Below are 15,844 nucleotides of genomic sequence, written 5' to 3' on the forward strand. Positions count from 1 at the left end.
AGGCGAGCAAGCAGTGAGAAACGCGGCAATGGCACTCCGCCATCTGGCAGCGGCAGCAGCAATGACAGTGCTGACGGCCACCGTTTGTGCGGCCGAATCCCGCGGCCCGGTCACCAACCTGCCCCTGCCCCGCTATGTCTCGATGAAGGCCGCAACCGGCAATGTGCGCCGCGGCCCGTCGCTGACCCACAAGATCGACTGGGTGTTCAAACGCCGCGGCATGCCGCTGGAGATCACCGCGGAATACGGCCACTGGCGCCGGGTGCAGGACCGCGACGGCGCCGGCGGCTGGGTGCATTACGCGCTCCTGTCCGGCGTGCGCACTGTGCTGGTCGAGGAGGACATGCTGACCGTGCACGCCCGCCCCGACACCCGCGCGCCGGTGACTGCCGCCTTTGAACTGGGCGTGGTGGCGCGGCTGGGCGAATGCGCCAGTGACTGGTGCGAGATCTCGGCCGGCGGCTACAGCGGCTGGGCGCCGAAGAAAAAGCTCTGGGGCGTCGCCCCGGACGAGCTGCGCGAGTAACCCCGGCTCCTTAATCTTTCCCGAAAAACTCCGGGGTGAATAGCGCCGGCGGCCCAAGAGGGGCAGCGCCCCTCTTTAAATCAGGCCTGCGGGGCAGCGCCCCTCTTCCAATCAAGCCCTGGGGGCAGCGCCCCTCACCGCCCTACATTTCAGCGTTGCGGCAATCCGCGCGGTGGCGCAGATGCGCCAAACCATTGCACCCGCAGCAATCGTGTTCTACATGGGGGCCACACACATGGCTGCCCAGGCCGGTCCCGCCCGAAACACGGGCGCCGCTGCGGCAGCACCGGACTACCCGAAACCGGCGCGGCCTGTCCGCGCTGATGCCCTATAAGCCTCCGAGATCGCTGAAAGGTTGTGGAACATGGCAGAAAATCAAACCCCGGACATATTGTATACCATTGTAGACGAAGCGCCCGAACTGGCCTCGGCATCCTTCCTGCCGATCATCCGCAAGTTCGCGTCTGCCGCCGGTGTGACCGTCGGCACCAAGGACATTTCGCTGGCCGGCCGTATCATCGCCTCCTTCCCGGAGAACCTGACCGAAGCACAGCGCCAGAGCGATGATCTGGCCGAGCTGGGCCAGCTGGTGAAAACTCCGGACGCCAATGTGATCAAGCTGCCGAACATCTCCGCTTCGGTGCCGCAGCTGACCGCGGCCATCAAGGAACTGCAGGGCCAGGGCTATGACATCCCGGACTACCCGGAAGAGCCGAAGAGTGACGCCGAGAAAGACGTGCGCGCCCGCTACGACGCGATCAAGGGCTCCGCGGTGAACCCGGTCCTGCGCGAAGGCAACTCCGACCGCCGCGCTGCCAAGGCGGTGAAGAACTTCGCCCAGAAGAACCCCCATTCGATGGGCGCATGGTCGGCGGACAGCAAGACCAAAGTGTCGTCGATGCCCGGCAACGATTTCTATGCCAACGAGAAATCCGCCACCATCACCGCCGCCCAGGCCGGTGCCGCGCGGATCGAGTTCGTGGCCAAGGACGGCGCCGTCACCGTGCTGAAAGACGGCTGGCCGCTGGAAGAGGGCACCGTGGCGGACGCCACCTTCATGTCGGTGAAGGCGCTGTCGTCCTTCCTCGGCGAAGCGATTGCCGACACCAAGGCGGACGGCACCATGTTCTCGCTGCACATGAAGGCCACCATGATGAAGGTCTCCGACCCGATCATCTTCGGTCACGCGGTCAAGGCCTGGCTGGCACCGGTGTTCGAGAAATACGGCGCCGAGCTGGACGCGCTGGGTGTGAACCCGAACTCCGGCATGGGCGACCTGCTGGAGCGCGTCAAAGGCAACGCCGAAATCACCGCCGCCATCGAAGCGGTGCGCGCCGAGCGCCCCGACATGTACATGGTGGACAGCGACAAGGGCATCACCAACCTGCATGTGCCGTCGGATGTGATCATCGACGCCTCGATGCCTGCGGTGATCCGCGCCGGCGGCAAGGGCTGGGACCAGGACGGCAACAAGGGCGACACCAACTGCGTGATCCCCGACCGCTGCTATTCCACCGTCTATGACGAGACCATCAATTTCTTCAAAGCCAACGGCGCGCTGGACGTGACCACCGCAGGTGCGGTCGCCAACGTCGGCCTGATGGCGCAGAAGGCTGAGGAATACGGCTCCCACCCGACCACGTTTGAGGCGCCCGCCGACGGCACCATCCGCATCGTGCTGGCGGGCGGCGACACGCTGCACAGCCATGACGTCGAGACCGGCGACATCTGGCGTTCCTGCACCGTCAAGAAAGCCCCGATCGAGAACTGGATCCTGCTGGCAATGGACCGCCAGCGCCTGACCGGCTCCGAGGCGATCTTCTGGCTGGACGCAAACCGCGCCCATGACGCAGAGCTGATCAAATACGTGAAGCCCGCGCTTGAGGCGGCCGGCGTTGCGGACAAGTTCCAGATCATGGCGCCGCGCGAAGCCACCCGCCAGAGCCTGGAAACCATCACCGCAGGCAAGGACAGCATCGCCATCACCGGCAACGTGCTGCGCGACTACCTGACCGACCTGTTCCCGATCCTGGAGCTGGGCACCTCGGCCAAGATGCTGTCGATCGTCAAGCTGATGCAGGGCGGCGGGTTGTTTGAAACCGGCGCCGGCGGCTCTGCCCCCAAGCACGTGCAGCAGCTGGTCGAGGAAAACCACCTGCGCTGGGATTCGATGGGCGAGTTCTGCGCCCTCGGCGAGTCGCTGAACTTCCTGGCCGATGTCAAAGGCAACACCAAGGCCGGCGTGCTGGGCCGTGCGGCTGAGGACGCGACCCAAGGCATCCTGGACCACAACCGCTCTCCCTCGCGCAAGGTCGGCCAGCCCGACAACCGCGACAGCCACTACTGGTTCGCCCGCTACTGGGCCGAGGCACTGGCGGCGCAGACCGAGGATGCAGCCCTGGCGGCGCATTTCGCCCCCATCGCCGAGGAGCTGGGCGCCAAGGAAGAGCAGATCATCAGCGAACTGGCTGCGGCCCAGGGCGCGCCCGCCGATATCGGCGGCTACTTCCGCCCCAGCGTGGAGCTGAAAGCCAAGGTGATGCGCCCCAGCGCCACGCTGAACGCCATCATCGGCTGATCCCAGCGGATCTGAAAACATGGATGCCCGGGGCTTTCCCCGGGCATTTTCTTTGCGCTGCCGCCGCCGCCCGGCTTGACCGGACGGTCTGTACTGCCCAGAAATTGAGCCTGCGGCCCGACACCGCAGCACAGGCAGGCAGGCAGAGAAACAGCATCCCATGCAGAAACGGGGCAGCTTCAAGAAGCTCAATCACTTGCGCCAGCTGGACAGCCGCAAGCAGCCGCTGATCGTGCATGCGGAGGAGGCCTGGTTCCGGCACATCCTGGAGGGCGGCTGCGAGTTTTTCGAGAAGATCGGCGTCAGCGCCCATGCGCGGGGCTGCAAGCCACTGCTGATCCACGCCGAGGATGTCCTGTCCTTCGGGCTTCTGGGGTCAGATCATCTGCAAATCGTCATCGGCCCGAAACGCGCGCAGGGGCCGCGCATCTTTCACGCCCAGCCCAGCTATCTGCGCGGCTTCTGGTATCTGGACCCGCAGGGCTATTACTGGAACTCCAGCCTCTCCGGGCAGCTGTTCGACCCGCAATCGGTGGATGGCGCCGCAGCAGAGCATTTCTTCAACGGCGTGCGCGGCCATGCGCTGCGGCGCAACGTCTCCAAACGGGCGCAAAGCGCGCGCACGCCCGGCGGGCTGGCGCCTGCAGACGCCGCCATTTTCGTGCAGGACATCGAGAAATACCGCGAGCCGGTGCATTACCTGACCACAGCGGAGATGATCACAGCCGCCTGCGCGGCGGTGCCCGGCAGGGTCTACGTCAAGCCGCATCCGCTGCAGGATGCTGCCGCGCTGCGCGGGCTGGAAGAGCTCTGCGCCGGGATTGCCAATGCAGAGCTGAGCCGTGCCAGCGTGCATGACCTGATCGCTGCCTCAGCTGCGGTTGTGTCGCAGAACTCGGCCGTCGGGTTCGAGGCGCTGATGCACCGCAAGCCGGTGCTGACCTGCGCGGCGTCCGACTATCATCACGGCACGCTGGTCTGCCGCACTGGGGCGGAGCTGCAGGAGAACCTGAGCCGGGCTGGGGAGGCCTTTGCCGCCTTCCCGTTTGAACGCTATTTCTACTGGTTTCTGGGGCTGCACATGCTGGAGCCGCAAAAACCGGACTTTGCGGACCGCGCCTGGAACCGGCTGCTGGCGCCCGCCCCGACGAAATGAACAGCGCCCGGGTTTGCAGCCCGGGCGCTATGCTTTTCAGGACCCCGCGGGATCAGGCAGGCGCATCAGAAATCCTGCCACAGGTCGCGGGCGGCGTTGCCGCTGGCGGCCGCCGCGGCGGGTTGGGGCGCGGGCTGCATGTCCCAATCATCGCCGCCATGGGCGCTCGGCGCCGGCGCTGCTGCCGGGGTGCTGGAGGCCTTGGCCGGGGCGGCCAGCTGGCTGCCGCCCGCGATCTTGAAGTGGGCCACCAGATCGGCCAGCTTGCCAGCATCGGTCTTCAGCATGTGGCCCGCTGCAGTCGCCTCCTCGACCATCGCCGCGTTCTGCTGGGTCACCTGATCCAGCTGGGTCACGCCGGTGTTGATCTCGTTGAGGCCGGTCGACTGCTCCGCCGCGCCCTCGGCAATGCCGGAGACCAGCTGCGAAATATGGGTGACCTGGCTGACGATGCTTTGCAGCGCATCGCCCGCCTTGCCCACCAGGTCCACCCCGCGGGCGACCTGGCCGGAGCTGTCGGAGATCAGCGTCTTGATCTCCATCGCCGCGTCCGACGAGCGCTGCGCCAGCGCCCGCACTTCGCTGGCGACGACCGCGAAGCCGCGGCCCGCCTCGCCGGCCCGCGCGGCCTCAACGCCCGCGTTCAGTGCCAGAAGGTTGGTCTGGAAGGCGATGTCGTCGATCACCGAGATGATCTGGCTGATCTTATTGGAGCTTTCCTCGATTTCGGTCATCGCCGAGACCGCGCTTTGCACCACCTCGCCGCTGGTGCGGGCCTCTTCCTTGGCCTCGTCCATCGTCGCCTCGACGCTGCGGGCGCCGTCGGCGGCGGATTTGACGGACGCGGTCAGCTCATCCAGCGCCGCGGCGGTCTGCTCCAGGGTGGCCGCCTGGCTCTCGGTGCGGTGCGACAGGTCGTCGGAGGCCTGGCTGATCTCGGTGGCGCCGTTGCGGATGCTGGCGGCGGCGGCAATCACCTGCTCCACCGTGGAGCTGAGGTTCTGCGCGGTGGTGTTGAAGTCCTGGCGCAGCTGTTCGTAATCCTGCGGGAAGGTCTCGGTGATCTGCGCCGTCAGGTCGCCCTGCGACAGCGCCGACAGCTTGCTGCTGAGCGCCGCCACAACCTTGCTGCGCTTCTCGTTCAGCGCATGTTCGGCATCCTCCAGCTCCTGCTGCCGGATCAGCGCCTGGCGGAAGACATCCAGGGTGCGGGCCATCTCGCCGATTTCGCTTTTGTTGGCGGTGGCCGGAATGGCGCTGGCGGTGTCGCCCTCCGCCATCGACTGCATCCGCCCGCGCAAGGCGCTGACCGGCCCGGTGACGCTGCGGGTGATCAGGGTCGCGCCCGCCATCAGAACCGCCAGGGTCACAAGCAGACCTGTCACGGTTGTGATGATGTTTTCCTGCACCTTGGCCTCGATATCCGACACATAGGCACCGGTGCCGATGATCCAGCCCCAGGGCTCATAGACCCGGATATAACCCATCTTGGCCTCGATCACGCCGGTGCTTGCGTTGGCGAAATGATAGATCAGCGAGCCCTGGCCGTCCGCCTTGGCAATCTTGAGCATCTCCTGATAGATCTTGACCCCATTTTCATCGGTCAGGCCAGGCTGGCGCGTGCCCACCCACTCCGGCAGGAAGGCGTTGGCAGTGATCACCAGATCGAAGTCAAAAGCGTGGAAATCGCCGGCTGTGCCGAACCTGAAGGTCTCCAGCGCCGTGCGCCCCATCTCGCGGGCCGCGGCCGCGTCCAACTGGCCGTCTTCGACCTGGCTTTGCAGCGCGTCCAGCTGGCTGAAGGCCAAGTCGGTGATCTGATGCAGCTCACGTTCGCGGCTGGCGTATTCGTCGTTATTCGAGCGGACCAGCAGGAAGACGGTCAGCATCGCAAACAAAAGAATCGCCAGGGCAGCCAGAGCGTAGATCCGGACAGGCAGACGGTAGAGAAATGCAGGCATAGTGATTTGGTCCCTTAGTTACAGGCCTAAGCTCTCCTCCCTAGAGACCTGCTCCTAAGAAATTCCTAGCTCGCAGACGATTGCAGCCGCCCGGAAGCTGCAGGGAACCGGCCTCCCCGAGGGCGCTTCAGTCGCGCTCAAATGATATCAATGTCTTAGGTGACCAACACGGCTGCGCGGCACGCGCACAAAATGCCGCAGGCAGATCGTTCTGCGACGCCTTCGGGCCGCTTTGCGCCCTGCCGGTTCAGCCGCTCAGGCCCGCAGTTCGAGCTTTGCCTGCCGCAACAGATGCGCAGGGAACCGCGCCGCAGAATCGGCGTTTTCACATATTTGTGGATTTTGTATCCATTATCCTGTATCTGATTCTCCACAACAACGAACCGACAGGAGGATCTCATGTTCAAATCGCTGGCCGCGGCTGCGGCGCTTGCCCTGGTGCCCTTGGCACCTGCCCTTGCGGATACGCTCGATGATGTGGTGGACCGCGGCACCCTGCGCTGCGGCGTGGTGCTGGATTTCCCGCCGATCGGCTACCGGGATGCCAACAACGAACCGGCAGGCTTTGACGTCGACTACTGCAACGACCTGGCGGCGGCGCTGGAGGTTGATGCCGAGATCCTGCCGGTGACCTGGGCCGAGCGCCTGCCCGCCATCGTGACCGGCCGTGCAGACGTGGTGTTCGGTGCCACCTCCGACAGCCTGGCGCGGGCGCGCACCGTCGGCTTCACCATTCCTTACGCGATCTATTTCGCCCAGGGCGTTGTGAACACTGAAAGCGGCATCGAAAGCTTTGAGGACATCAAGGGCAAGCGGGTGGCCGGTGCCATCGGCACCGTGCCGGAGCAGGAATGGCTGAAGATCGCCGCCGAATGGGGCGAAGAGGGCAATTACCAAGGCTACCAGTCCGAGAACGAGGTGTTCCTGGCTGTGGCGCAAGGCAAGGCGGACATCGGCCTGACCACCAACACCGCGGTGCTGCCGGTAACCCAGCAGTACGAGACCCTGGCGGCCGGCCCGCGGATGCCCTGGACCACCGATTACACCTCGGTCGTGGGCAAGCGCGAGGATGTCACCTGGATCAACTTCCTGAACCTGTTTGTGACCCACCAGGTGCGCTCGGGCCGTTATGCGGAGCTGTGGGGCAAATACGTCGGCGGCGACGCGCCTGAGCTGCGCATCCCCGGCGTGCTGTACTGATCCAACGGTGAAACCCGCCCCTGCCTGCCGCGCTCTCCCGGCGGCTGGCAGGGGCTAGGGAGCATAACCCCACATGTTCGACTATAATTTTCACTGGCGGCCGGTGATGAAAAGCCTGCCGGACCTGCTGGAGGCGGCCTCCCTGACGCTGCAGGTGGCGGTTCTGGCGATGGTGCTTGGCATCGTGCTCGGCCTCTGCCTGGCGCTGGCGCGACTGCACCTTCGGGGGCCGGTCTACTGGTTCGCCACCGCCTGGGTGGAGCTGGCCCGCAACACGCCGGCGCTGTTCCAGCTGTTCTTCTTCGGCTTCGGCCTCGGCGCCTTCGGCCTGCATCTGTCGCCCTATCTGATCGTGCTGGCGGGGCTGACCTTCAACTGCGCGGGCTATCTGGCGGAAAACTTCCGCGGCGGCTTCAAGGCGGTGCCGGAGACCCAGATCCGCGCTTCCCGCAGCCTTGGCATGACACCATGGCAGGCCTACAGCCGCGTGGTGATCCCGCAGGTGTTCCGCATCGTTTATCACCCGATCACCAACCAGATGGTCTGGGCGGTGCTGATGTCCTCTTTGGGGATGCTGGTGGGGTTCCGCGAACTGTCGGGCGAGACCCAGTTCTTCGCCTCCCGCACCTTCCGCATCTTTGAATATTTCGCGGTCACGGCGGTGATCTACTACGCCATCGTCAAGGTGATCCTGCTCAGCTCGCGGCTGATGGCCGCCCGGCTGTTCCGGTACTGAGGGGGAGCACCATGGAACCGACACTCAAGTTTTTCAGCGGCTTTGCCCCCAATGACCTGTGGTTCATGGGCGAGGCGGCGCTGCGCACGCTGTGGATTTCCGTCCTGTCGATCTCGCTTGGCACGGTGCTGGGCACCCTGTTCGGCTGGATGCTGTACGAAGGCCGCCGCGCTGCAACCCTGACGCTGGCGCCGGTGCTGGACGTGTTCCGCTCTGTGCCGCTGATCATCCAGCTGGTGCTGTTTTACAACTTCGCCCCGATCGTCGGGCTGAACCTTGATCCCTTTGCCTCCGGCACCGTGATCCTGACCGTCTATACCGCGGCGCTGGTGGCCAATGTCGCCCGCGGCGGGATTGAGGCGGTGGGCGCCCCGATGCGCCGCGCCGCACGCAGCCTTGGCATGAGCTACTGGCAGGATCTGCGCCATGTGGTGCTGCCGATCGGCGGGCGGGCGGTGTTCCCGTCCTGGGTCGGCGTTGCGCTGGGGGTGATGAAGGACAGCGCGCTGGTTTCCGTGCTCGGCTATGTCGAGCTGCTGAAGGCCAGCCAGATCCTGATCACCCGCACCCAGGAGCCGTTCCTGATCCTGGCCCTGGCCGGCGCCTTCTATTTCGCGCTGTCCTATCCGGTCTCCCGCTACGCCACACATCTCGAAAACAGGTGGGCCCAATGATTTCCATCCGCGACCTTCACAAGTATTTCGGCGCTCTGCACGTTCTGAAAGGCATCGACCTGGATGTGCAGAAGGGCGAGGTGCTCTCTGTCATCGGCGCCTCCGGCTCCGGCAAATCGACGCTGCTTTACTGCATCAACGGGCTGGAGATGATCCAGGACGGCGCAGTCACCGTCGACGGCACCGACGTCCATGCCAAGGGCACCGACATCAACAAGCTGCGCCAGAAGCTGGGCATGGTGTTCCAGCAGTGGAATTCCTTTCCCCATCTGACGGCGCTGGAAAACGTGGCGCTGGCGCCGCGCATCGTCAAAGGCAAATCCAAGGCTGAGGCCCGCGAGATTGCAGCGAAACAGCTGCAGCACGTGGGGCTGGGCGAGAAGCTGGATGTCTACCCCAGCGCCCTGTCCGGCGGCCAGCAGCAGCGTCTGGCAATTGCCCGCGCCCTGGCGATGGAGCCGGAATACATGCTGTTTGACGAGGCGACCTCTGCCCTTGACCCGGAACTGGTGGGCGAGGTGCTGGATACCATGCGCCTGCTCGCAGAAGAAGGCATGACGATGATCTGCGTCACCCACGAGATGGGCTTTGCCCGCGATGTCTCCGACCGGGTGGCCTTCTTCCATCAGGGCGTGATGGAGGAGATCGGCCCGCCCGCGCAGATTTTCGGCGACGCCCAGTCCGAACACACCCGCAAATTCCTCGCCAACGTGCGCTGACCCCTTCCCCCGCAGGCTGCCGTGCCTCCCAGCGGCAGCCTGCCCCTAACTGGAGAAATTGGATAATGTCTACAAACGTCTTCACCGGCACCATGCCGGCCCTGATGACCCCCTGCAACCCGGACCGCACGCCGAACTTCGACGCGCTGGTCAAAAAGGGCGAAGAGATGATCGCCGCGGGCATGTCGGCGGTGGTCTACTGCGGTTCGATGGGCGACTGGCCGCTGCTGACCGACGCACAGCGGATGGAGGGCGTCGCCCGCCTCACCGCCGCCGGTCTGCCGGTTGTGGTCGGCACCGGCGCGATCAACACCAAATCCGCCGTCGATCACGCCCGCCATGCGCAAGAGGTCGGCGCGGCCGGCCTGATGGTGATCCCGCGCGTGCTGTCCCGCGGCACCTCCGTTGCGGCGCAGAAGAACCATTTCAAAGCCATTCTGGACGCGGCTCCAGACGTCCCGGCAATCATCTACAACAGCCCCTACTACGGCTTTGCTACCCGCGCCGAGCTGTTCTTTGCCCTGCGTGCCGAGCACAAGAACCTGATCGGCTTCAAGGAGTTCGGCGGCAAGGACGACCTGCGCTACGCGGCGGAGCATATCACCAGCCAGGACGACCAGGTGACGCTGATGGTCGGTGTCGACACCGAGGTCTACCACGGGTTCGTGAACTGCGGCGCCACCGGCTCGATCACCGGTATCGGCTGTGCGCTCCCCAAGGAGGCGCTGCTGCTGGCGCGCCTGTCCAAACTGGCCGCCGAGGGCAGCGCCGAGGCCCGCGTCCGCGCGCAGGAGCTGACCGACGCGATCCACGTCCTGTCGACCTTCGACGAAGGCCCGGACCTGATCCTCTACTACAAGCACCTCCTGGTGCTGAACGGCGAGGACGACTACCGCCTGCATTTCAACGAGACTGACGAACTGTCCGATGCCCAGCGCAACTATTGCGAACAGCAGTACAAGCTGTTCCGCACCTGGTTTGCGGACTGGTCGGCGCAGGGCGGGATCATCGCCGAATGCATGTAGTCGACAGCCATACCGGAGGAGAACCCACCCGGGTAATCCTGGAGGGCGGTCCCGATCTGGGCACCGGCCCGCTGGCAGAGCGCGCGCGGCGGCTGGCAGAGGACCACATGGGCTTCTGCCACGCCGTGATGCGCGAGCCGCGCGGCCAGCCCGCCATGGTCGGCGCGCTGCTGGTGCAGCCCACCGATCCCACCTGCGCCGCTGGCGTCATCTATTTTGATGCCGATGCAGTGCTGGGCATGTGCGGCCACGGCACCATCGGGCTGGCGGTGACGCTGGCCCATCTGGGCCTGATCACCCCCGGCAGCCACCGCATTGAGACCCCCGTTGGCGTGGTGACGGTGCTGCTGGAGGACGCCAATACCGTCACCGTCACCAACATCGAAAGCCGCCGGGTGACCGCGGCGGCCAATGTCACCCTGCCGGACGGCAGTACAGTGACCGGCGACGTCGCCTATGGCGGCAACTGGTTCTTCATCATTGAGCCCAGCCCGCTGCCCTTGCAGACAGAGAACATCCGCGCCCTGACCGATCACGCCATCGCCATCCGCACCGCCGCCAATGCCCAAGGCGTCGGCGGCGAAAACGGTGAGCCGATCGACCATGTGATCTTCCAAGGCCCCTCCCCCCGCGCGGGCATCCACAGCCGCAACTTCGTGCTCTGCCCGGATGATACCTACGACCGCTCCCCCTGCGGCACCGGCAGTTCCGCCCGGCTGGCCTGCCTGGCAGCAGCGGGGCGGCTGCAACCGGGCGAGCAGATCATCCAGGAAAGCATCATCGGCTCCCCCTACCGCCTGTCCTATCAACCGGGGTTGAACGGCGGCGTGATCCCCACCCTTAGCGGCCAGGCCTTTGTGATGGGCGAGGGCAAGCTGCTCTTCAGCCCCGATGACCCCTTCCGCGGCGGCATCCTTGCGGGTTCGGAGGAACCTGCATGACCGCGCCCGCTTCGGACAGCGTGCTGGTGATCGGCGCCGGCATCATCGGCCTCAGCGCCGCGCTGGAGCTGCAGAAACAGGGCCGCCGCGTGCGCATCCTCGACCGCACTGGCGTCGCGGCAGAGGCCTCGGCGGCCAGCGCCGGAGCCTTTGCCTTTACCGATATCGTGCCGCTGGCGACGCCGGGCATCATGCGCAAGGCGCCGAAGTGGCTGCTGGACCCGCTGGGGCCGCTGTCGGTGCCGCCTGCCTATGCGCTGCAGATCGCGCCCTGGATGCTGCGCTTCTGGCGCGCCAGCTGGCGCAGCCGCTACCAGGCGGCACTGCAGGCGCAGGTGCTGCTGATGGCGCATTCCCGCGCCGCACTGGAACGCCAGATCGCCGATGTGGACGGCGAGCCGCTGATGCAGCGCGAGGGGCAGTTGCAGCTCTACGAGGGTGAGAGCGCCTTCCGCGCCGCCCTGCCCGATTGGCAGCTGCGGCGCACGCACGGCATCCGCTTCGACCTGCTGCGCAGCCCCGCTGCGATTGCCGAGGTTCAGCCCGGCCTCGCCCCCCGTTTCACCCATGCCGCATTCACCCCCGACTGGATGAACACAGTAAACCCCAAGACCTGGGCGGAACATCTGGCGCAGACCTTTGTGGCACGTGGCGGCAGAATCGGCACCGCCGCAGTCACCGCCCTGCGCAGCGAAGGCGGGCAGTCTGTGGCGCAGACCAATGACGGCCCGGTCTCCGCCAGCCAAATCGTGGTCGCCTGTGGGGCCTGGTCGCACCACCTCGCCCGCACCCTGGGCGAAACCTTCCCGCTGGAGACCGAACGCGGCTACAACACCACCCTGCCCCCCGGCGCCTTTGGCCTGAAGACCCACCTGACCTTCCCGGCGCATGGCTTTGTCGTCAGCAAGATCAGCGGCGGCGTGCGGGTTGGCGGCGCTGTAGAACTCGGCGGGCTGAAACTGCCGCCCAATTACCGCCGCGCCGATATCCTGCTGCAGAAGGCCAAGCATTTCCTGTCGGACCTCGACACCGCGGGTGGCAGCCAATGGATGGGCTTCCGCCCCTCGATGCCCGACAGCCTGCCGGTGATCAGCCGCTCCGCCCGCTCGGACGGCGTGATCTATGCCTTCGGCCACGGCCACCTGGGCCTGACCCAGGCCGCCGGCACCGCCGAGCTGGTGGCCGCACTGGCCGCAAACACTCCCGCCGCGCTGCCGATGCAGCCCTACGCCGCCACCAGGTTCTGACCCGCAGCTGAAAGGAGCCGCGCCATGAAGATCACCCAGCTCACCGTCTACCAGGTCGATCTGCCGCTGAAGGAAGGCCGCTACCGCTGGTCGAACGGCAATTATGTCGATGTCTTCGACAGCACCGTGCTGGAAATCACCACCGACGAGGGCCTCAAGGGCTACGCCGAGTGCTGCCCGCTGGGCTCCGCCTACCTGCCCTCCTTCGCCCGCGGCGTGCGCGCCGGTCTGGCCGAACTGGCACCGCATCTCATTGGCCAGGACCCGCTGAATATCGGCGGCATCAACCGCACCATGGACGCCGCCCTGCGCGGCCACCCCTATGCCAAGGCGCCGGTCGACATCGCCTGCTGGGACCTTCTGGGCAAGGCCACCGGTCAGCCGGTATACACCCTGCTGGGCGGCGCCGCGCAGGACGATGTGGTGCTCTACCGCGCCATCAGCCAGGAAGACCCGGACACCATGGCCCGCAAGATCGAGGGCTACGCTGCCGAGGGCTACACCAAGTTCCAGCTGAAGGTCGGCGGCGAGGCCAACGACGATATCGACCGCATCCATGCCACCCGCGCGGTGCTGAAGAAATCCGACCTGCTGGTGGCCGACGCCAACACCGGCTGGACCCGGCACGAGGCGGCGCGGGTGGTTGGCGCCATCGCGGGCCTCGACGTTTATGTGGAACAGCCCTGCCTGACCTACGAGGAAAGCGTCTCAATCCGCCGCCGCACTGCACTGCCCTTTGTGATGGACGAGGTGATCGACACCCCCAACACGCTGGTGCGCGGCATTGCCGAGGACGCGATGGACGTGATCAACCTCAAAATCTCCAAGGTCGGCGGCCTGAGCCGCGCACGGCTGATGCGCGATCTCTGCGTGGCGCATGGCATCCCGATGACCATCGAGGACACCTGGGGCGGCGACATCACCACCGCCGCCATCGCCCATCTGGCCCGCTCCACCCCGGCCGAGTTCACCTTCTCCGCCACCGACTTCAACAGCTATGGCACCGTTGACATTGCCAGCGGCGCGCCCAAGCGTGTGAACGGGCGGATGACCGCCCCGGACACGCCCGGCCTGGGGACCACCCCGATCTTCGAGGCCCTGGGCGAACCGGTTGCCCGCTATTCCTGAGGAGGCCTGCGGATGCGCAGCAGCAAGACCATCCATGTGATTTCCGCCCATGCGGAGGGCGAGGTGGGCGACGTGATCGTCGGCGGCGTCGCCCCGCCGCCGGGCGACACCCTGTGGGAACAGCGCGCCTTCATCGACCGCGACCAAACCCTGCGCAACTTCGTCCTGAATGAACCCCGCGGCGGCGTGTTCCGCCATGTGAACCTTCTTGTGCCGCCCAAGCACCCGGAGGCCGACATGGGCTTCATCATCATGGAGCCGGAATACACCCCGCCAATGTCCGGCTCCAACTCGATCTGCGTCTCCACCGTGCTCTTGGACGGAGGCATCCTGCCGATGCAAGAGCCGGAAACCCGTCTGGTGCTGGAGGCCCCCGGCGGGCTGGTGCGGGTGCGCGCCGAATGCCGGAACGGCAAGGCAGAACGGATCTTCGTGCAGAACGTGCCCAGCTTCGCTGGGGAGACCGGCGCGGCGCTGGAGGTGCCGGGCATTGGCACCCTGACCGTCGACACCGCTTATGGCGGCGACAGTTTCGTGGTGGTGCAGGCCGCCGATCTGGGGCTGGAGATCACAGAGGCAAACGCCAAGCAGATCGCCCAGCTCGGCACCCGCATTCTGGAGGCCGCCAACGCGCAGCTGGGTTTCACCCACCCGGAGAACCCGGACTGGACCCACATCTCCTTCTGCGCCTTCTGCGGCCCGCTGGAACAGACGGAGACCGGCCTCCGCAGCCGCTCCGCCGTCGCCATCCAGCCGGGCAAGGTGGACCGCTCCCCCACCGGCACCGCGGTTTCCGCCCGGATGGCGCTGATGCTGGCCAAGGGGCAGATGACGCCGGACCAGACGTTTGAGGCCGTGTCCATCATCGGCTCCCGCTTCACCGGACGCATCGTCGAACAGACCACCGTCGGCGGGCGCGCGGCGATCGTGCCGGAACTCAGCGGCCGCGGCTGGATCACCGGCATCCACCAGCACATGCTGGACCCGGACGACCCCTGGCCCGGCGGCTACCGCCTCAGCGACACCTGGGGTGCCTGACGGTCCGGGTTTTGGATACAATATGCCAATACCGGATCCAGCCCGCCCGCGCGGCCAGCTGGACCGGGCCGGCGGCTTGTACAGACAGGGAAAACCCACTAGCGTATCCAAAATACGAACAGCAGACCCGACGAGGCCCCCATGGCAGGCAAACGCGCCGTTACCCGCAGCTCCCTCCCGGAAGTGATTGCCGACGACCTGCGCGAACGCATCCTGAGCGGTGAGCTGGCAGAGGGCGAAACCATCCGGCAGGAGGCGCTGGCAGAGGAATACGCCGTCTCCCGCATGCCGATCCGCGAGGCGCTGAAGCGGCTGGACGCCGAAGGGCTGGTGCAATTCACCAACAACCGCGGCGCCTCTGTCACCAAGCATTCCCTGCGTGAAATCGCCGAGATCTTCGACCTGCGCATCCTGCTGGAGGTGGACCTGTTCCGCCGCGCGATCCCGGCAATGACCACCGAGGATTTCACCCGCTGCACCCAGATCCTCGACGACATGGACGCCTCATACGATGCCAATGACGTGGCCAAATGGGGCGCGCTCAATCACAAATACCACTCGGCGCTTTATGCCGCTGCGGACCGCAAGCTGACCAACGAGGTGCTGCAGGGCATCAGCCTGCATTGCGACCGCTTCATCCGGATGCACCTCAGCGTGATGAAACAGCGCGAACCAGCCAAGAAGGAGCACCACGACCTCCTGGACCTGGCCCAGGCCCGCGATGTGGAGGGCGCCTGCGCCGCGCTGACCCATCACATCTCCCGCACCAAGGAGGAACTGCTGTCGCTGGTCGCCGAACACCGCGCCACTGCCGACAGCTAACCCGCCCTATTTCAGCTTCTGACACGTGAAACGCCCGGTTTTCTCCGGCGCTCCTCTTGCACAATTCGTACTTTGTATCCATTATCCTGTATC

At 65.8% G+C, this 15,844-nt stretch carries 14 protein-coding genes; 13 read left to right on the forward strand and 1 reads right to left on the reverse strand.

The features are described 5' to 3' along the window. Nucleotides 1–28: 28 nt before the first annotated feature. The 3 genes from RA25_RS21865 to RA25_RS21875 all read left to right on the forward strand — a co-directional run bounded on the left by RA25_RS21865 (nucleotide 29) and on the right by RA25_RS21875 (nucleotide 4,260). Nucleotides 29–526, forward strand: a complete 498-nt coding sequence (locus RA25_RS21865; protein WP_039174999.1) for an SH3 domain-containing protein — start codon at nucleotides 29–31, stop codon at nucleotides 524–526. Nucleotides 527–890: 364 nt separating this feature from the next. Beyond that, nucleotides 891–3,104 carry an NADP-dependent isocitrate dehydrogenase gene (locus RA25_RS21870; RefSeq protein ID WP_039175001.1) on the forward strand — a complete coding sequence of 738 codons (2,214 nt, stop codon included), beginning with the start codon at nucleotides 891–893 and terminating at the stop codon, nucleotides 3,102–3,104. 160 nt (nucleotides 3,105–3,264) lie between these two features. Next, the gene (locus RA25_RS21875) at nucleotides 3,265–4,260 is read left to right on the forward strand and encodes a capsular polysaccharide export protein, LipB/KpsS family (RefSeq protein ID WP_039175003.1); all 996 of its coding nucleotides are present in this window, start codon (nucleotides 3,265–3,267) and stop codon (nucleotides 4,258–4,260) included. Nucleotides 4,261–4,325: 65 nt separating this feature from the next. Here RA25_RS21875 and RA25_RS21880 read toward each other — a convergent pair whose 3' ends face one another. Further along, on the reverse strand, nucleotides 4,326–6,221 hold the full coding sequence (locus RA25_RS21880) for a methyl-accepting chemotaxis protein (protein WP_039175005.1): 1,896 nt from the start codon (nucleotides 6,219–6,221) through the stop codon (nucleotides 4,326–4,328). Between the two features lie 399 nt (nucleotides 6,222–6,620). Here RA25_RS21880 and RA25_RS21885 point away from each other — a divergent pair, with 399 nt between their 5' ends. From RA25_RS21885 to RA25_RS21930, 10 genes are all read left to right on the forward strand, one after another. Continuing rightward, entirely contained in the window at nucleotides 6,621–7,421 is an 801-nt protein-coding gene (locus RA25_RS21885; protein WP_039148525.1) for a transporter substrate-binding domain-containing protein, read from the forward strand. Between the two features lie 73 nt (nucleotides 7,422–7,494). Then, nucleotides 7,495–8,157: an amino acid ABC transporter permease gene (locus RA25_RS21890; RefSeq protein WP_039175007.1), complete on the forward strand. Its 663-nt coding sequence runs from the start codon at nucleotides 7,495–7,497 to the stop codon at nucleotides 8,155–8,157. Nucleotides 8,158–8,168: 11 nt separating this feature from the next. Beyond that, entirely contained in the window at nucleotides 8,169–8,831 is a 663-nt protein-coding gene (locus RA25_RS21895; RefSeq protein WP_039175009.1) for an amino acid ABC transporter permease, read from the forward strand. After that, entirely contained in the window at nucleotides 8,828–9,550 is a 723-nt protein-coding gene (locus RA25_RS21900) for an amino acid ABC transporter ATP-binding protein (protein ID WP_039175011.1), read from the forward strand. The genes RA25_RS21895 and RA25_RS21900 overlap by 4 nt, the downstream gene beginning before the upstream one ends. Before the next feature lie 65 nt (nucleotides 9,551–9,615). Then, nucleotides 9,616–10,575, forward strand: a complete 960-nt coding sequence (locus tag RA25_RS21905) for a dihydrodipicolinate synthase family protein (RefSeq protein ID WP_039175013.1) — start codon at nucleotides 9,616–9,618, stop codon at nucleotides 10,573–10,575. Further along, nucleotides 10,566–11,516, forward strand: a complete 951-nt coding sequence (locus RA25_RS21910; RefSeq protein ID WP_039175015.1) for a 4-hydroxyproline epimerase — start codon at nucleotides 10,566–10,568, stop codon at nucleotides 11,514–11,516. Before RA25_RS21905 ends, RA25_RS21910 begins: the two co-directional genes overlap by 10 nt. Then, entirely contained in the window at nucleotides 11,513–12,763 is a 1,251-nt protein-coding gene (locus RA25_RS21915) for an NAD(P)/FAD-dependent oxidoreductase (RefSeq protein ID WP_039175016.1), read from the forward strand. The genes RA25_RS21910 and RA25_RS21915 overlap by 4 nt, the downstream gene beginning before the upstream one ends. A 24-nt stretch (nucleotides 12,764–12,787) precedes the next feature. Continuing rightward, complete coding sequence (locus RA25_RS21920) at nucleotides 12,788–13,891, forward strand: cis-3-hydroxy-L-proline dehydratase (RefSeq protein WP_039175017.1); 1,104 nt, start codon at nucleotides 12,788–12,790, stop codon at nucleotides 13,889–13,891. A 12-nt stretch (nucleotides 13,892–13,903) separates the two neighbouring features. Continuing rightward, nucleotides 13,904–14,929: a trans-3-hydroxy-L-proline dehydratase gene (locus RA25_RS21925; RefSeq protein ID WP_039175019.1), complete on the forward strand. Its 1,026-nt coding sequence runs from the start codon at nucleotides 13,904–13,906 to the stop codon at nucleotides 14,927–14,929. Between the two features lie 141 nt (nucleotides 14,930–15,070). Further along, a complete protein-coding gene (locus RA25_RS21930; RefSeq protein ID WP_039175022.1) occupies nucleotides 15,071–15,751 on the forward strand; it encodes a GntR family transcriptional regulator in 681 nt (226 codons plus the stop codon). Nucleotides 15,752–15,844 lie beyond the last annotated feature (93 nt).

This window comes from Leisingera sp. ANG-S5, assembly GCF_000813925.1.
Taxonomy (GTDB): Bacteria; Pseudomonadota; Alphaproteobacteria; order Rhodobacterales; family Rhodobacteraceae; genus Leisingera.

What these genes read in the sequence shown, in the direction of transcription:
- RA25_RS21865 (WP_039174999.1), top strand. Translation starts at nt 29, where the DNA reads ATGGCACTCCGCCATCTGGCAGCGGCAGCAGCAATGACAGTGCTGACG.
- RA25_RS21895 (WP_039175009.1), top strand. Translation starts at nt 8,169, where the DNA reads ATGGAACCGACACTCAAGTTTTTCAGCGGCTTTGCCCCCAATGACCTG.
- RA25_RS21890 (WP_039175007.1), top strand. Translation starts at nt 7,495, where the DNA reads ATGTTCGACTATAATTTTCACTGGCGGCCGGTGATGAAAAGCCTGCCG.
- RA25_RS21900 (WP_039175011.1), top strand. Translation starts at nt 8,828, where the DNA reads ATGATTTCCATCCGCGACCTTCACAAGTATTTCGGCGCTCTGCACGTT.
- RA25_RS21920 (WP_039175017.1), top strand. Translation starts at nt 12,788, where the DNA reads ATGAAGATCACCCAGCTCACCGTCTACCAGGTCGATCTGCCGCTGAAG.
- RA25_RS21925 (WP_039175019.1), top strand. Translation starts at nt 13,904, where the DNA reads ATGCGCAGCAGCAAGACCATCCATGTGATTTCCGCCCATGCGGAGGGC.
- RA25_RS21870 (WP_039175001.1), top strand. Translation starts at nt 891, where the DNA reads ATGGCAGAAAATCAAACCCCGGACATATTGTATACCATTGTAGACGAA.
- RA25_RS21930 (WP_039175022.1), top strand. Translation starts at nt 15,071, where the DNA reads ATGGCAGGCAAACGCGCCGTTACCCGCAGCTCCCTCCCGGAAGTGATT.
- RA25_RS21910 (WP_039175015.1), top strand. Translation starts at nt 10,566, where the DNA reads ATGCATGTAGTCGACAGCCATACCGGAGGAGAACCCACCCGGGTAATC.
- RA25_RS21885 (WP_039148525.1), top strand. Translation starts at nt 6,621, where the DNA reads ATGTTCAAATCGCTGGCCGCGGCTGCGGCGCTTGCCCTGGTGCCCTTG.
- RA25_RS21880 (WP_039175005.1), bottom strand. Translation starts at nt 6,221, where the DNA reads ATGCCTGCATTTCTCTACCGTCTGCCTGTCCGGATCTACGCTCTGGCT.
- RA25_RS21905 (WP_039175013.1), top strand. Translation starts at nt 9,616, where the DNA reads ATGTCTACAAACGTCTTCACCGGCACCATGCCGGCCCTGATGACCCCC.
- RA25_RS21875 (WP_039175003.1), top strand. Translation starts at nt 3,265, where the DNA reads ATGCAGAAACGGGGCAGCTTCAAGAAGCTCAATCACTTGCGCCAGCTG.
- RA25_RS21915 (WP_039175016.1), top strand. Translation starts at nt 11,513, where the DNA reads ATGACCGCGCCCGCTTCGGACAGCGTGCTGGTGATCGGCGCCGGCATC.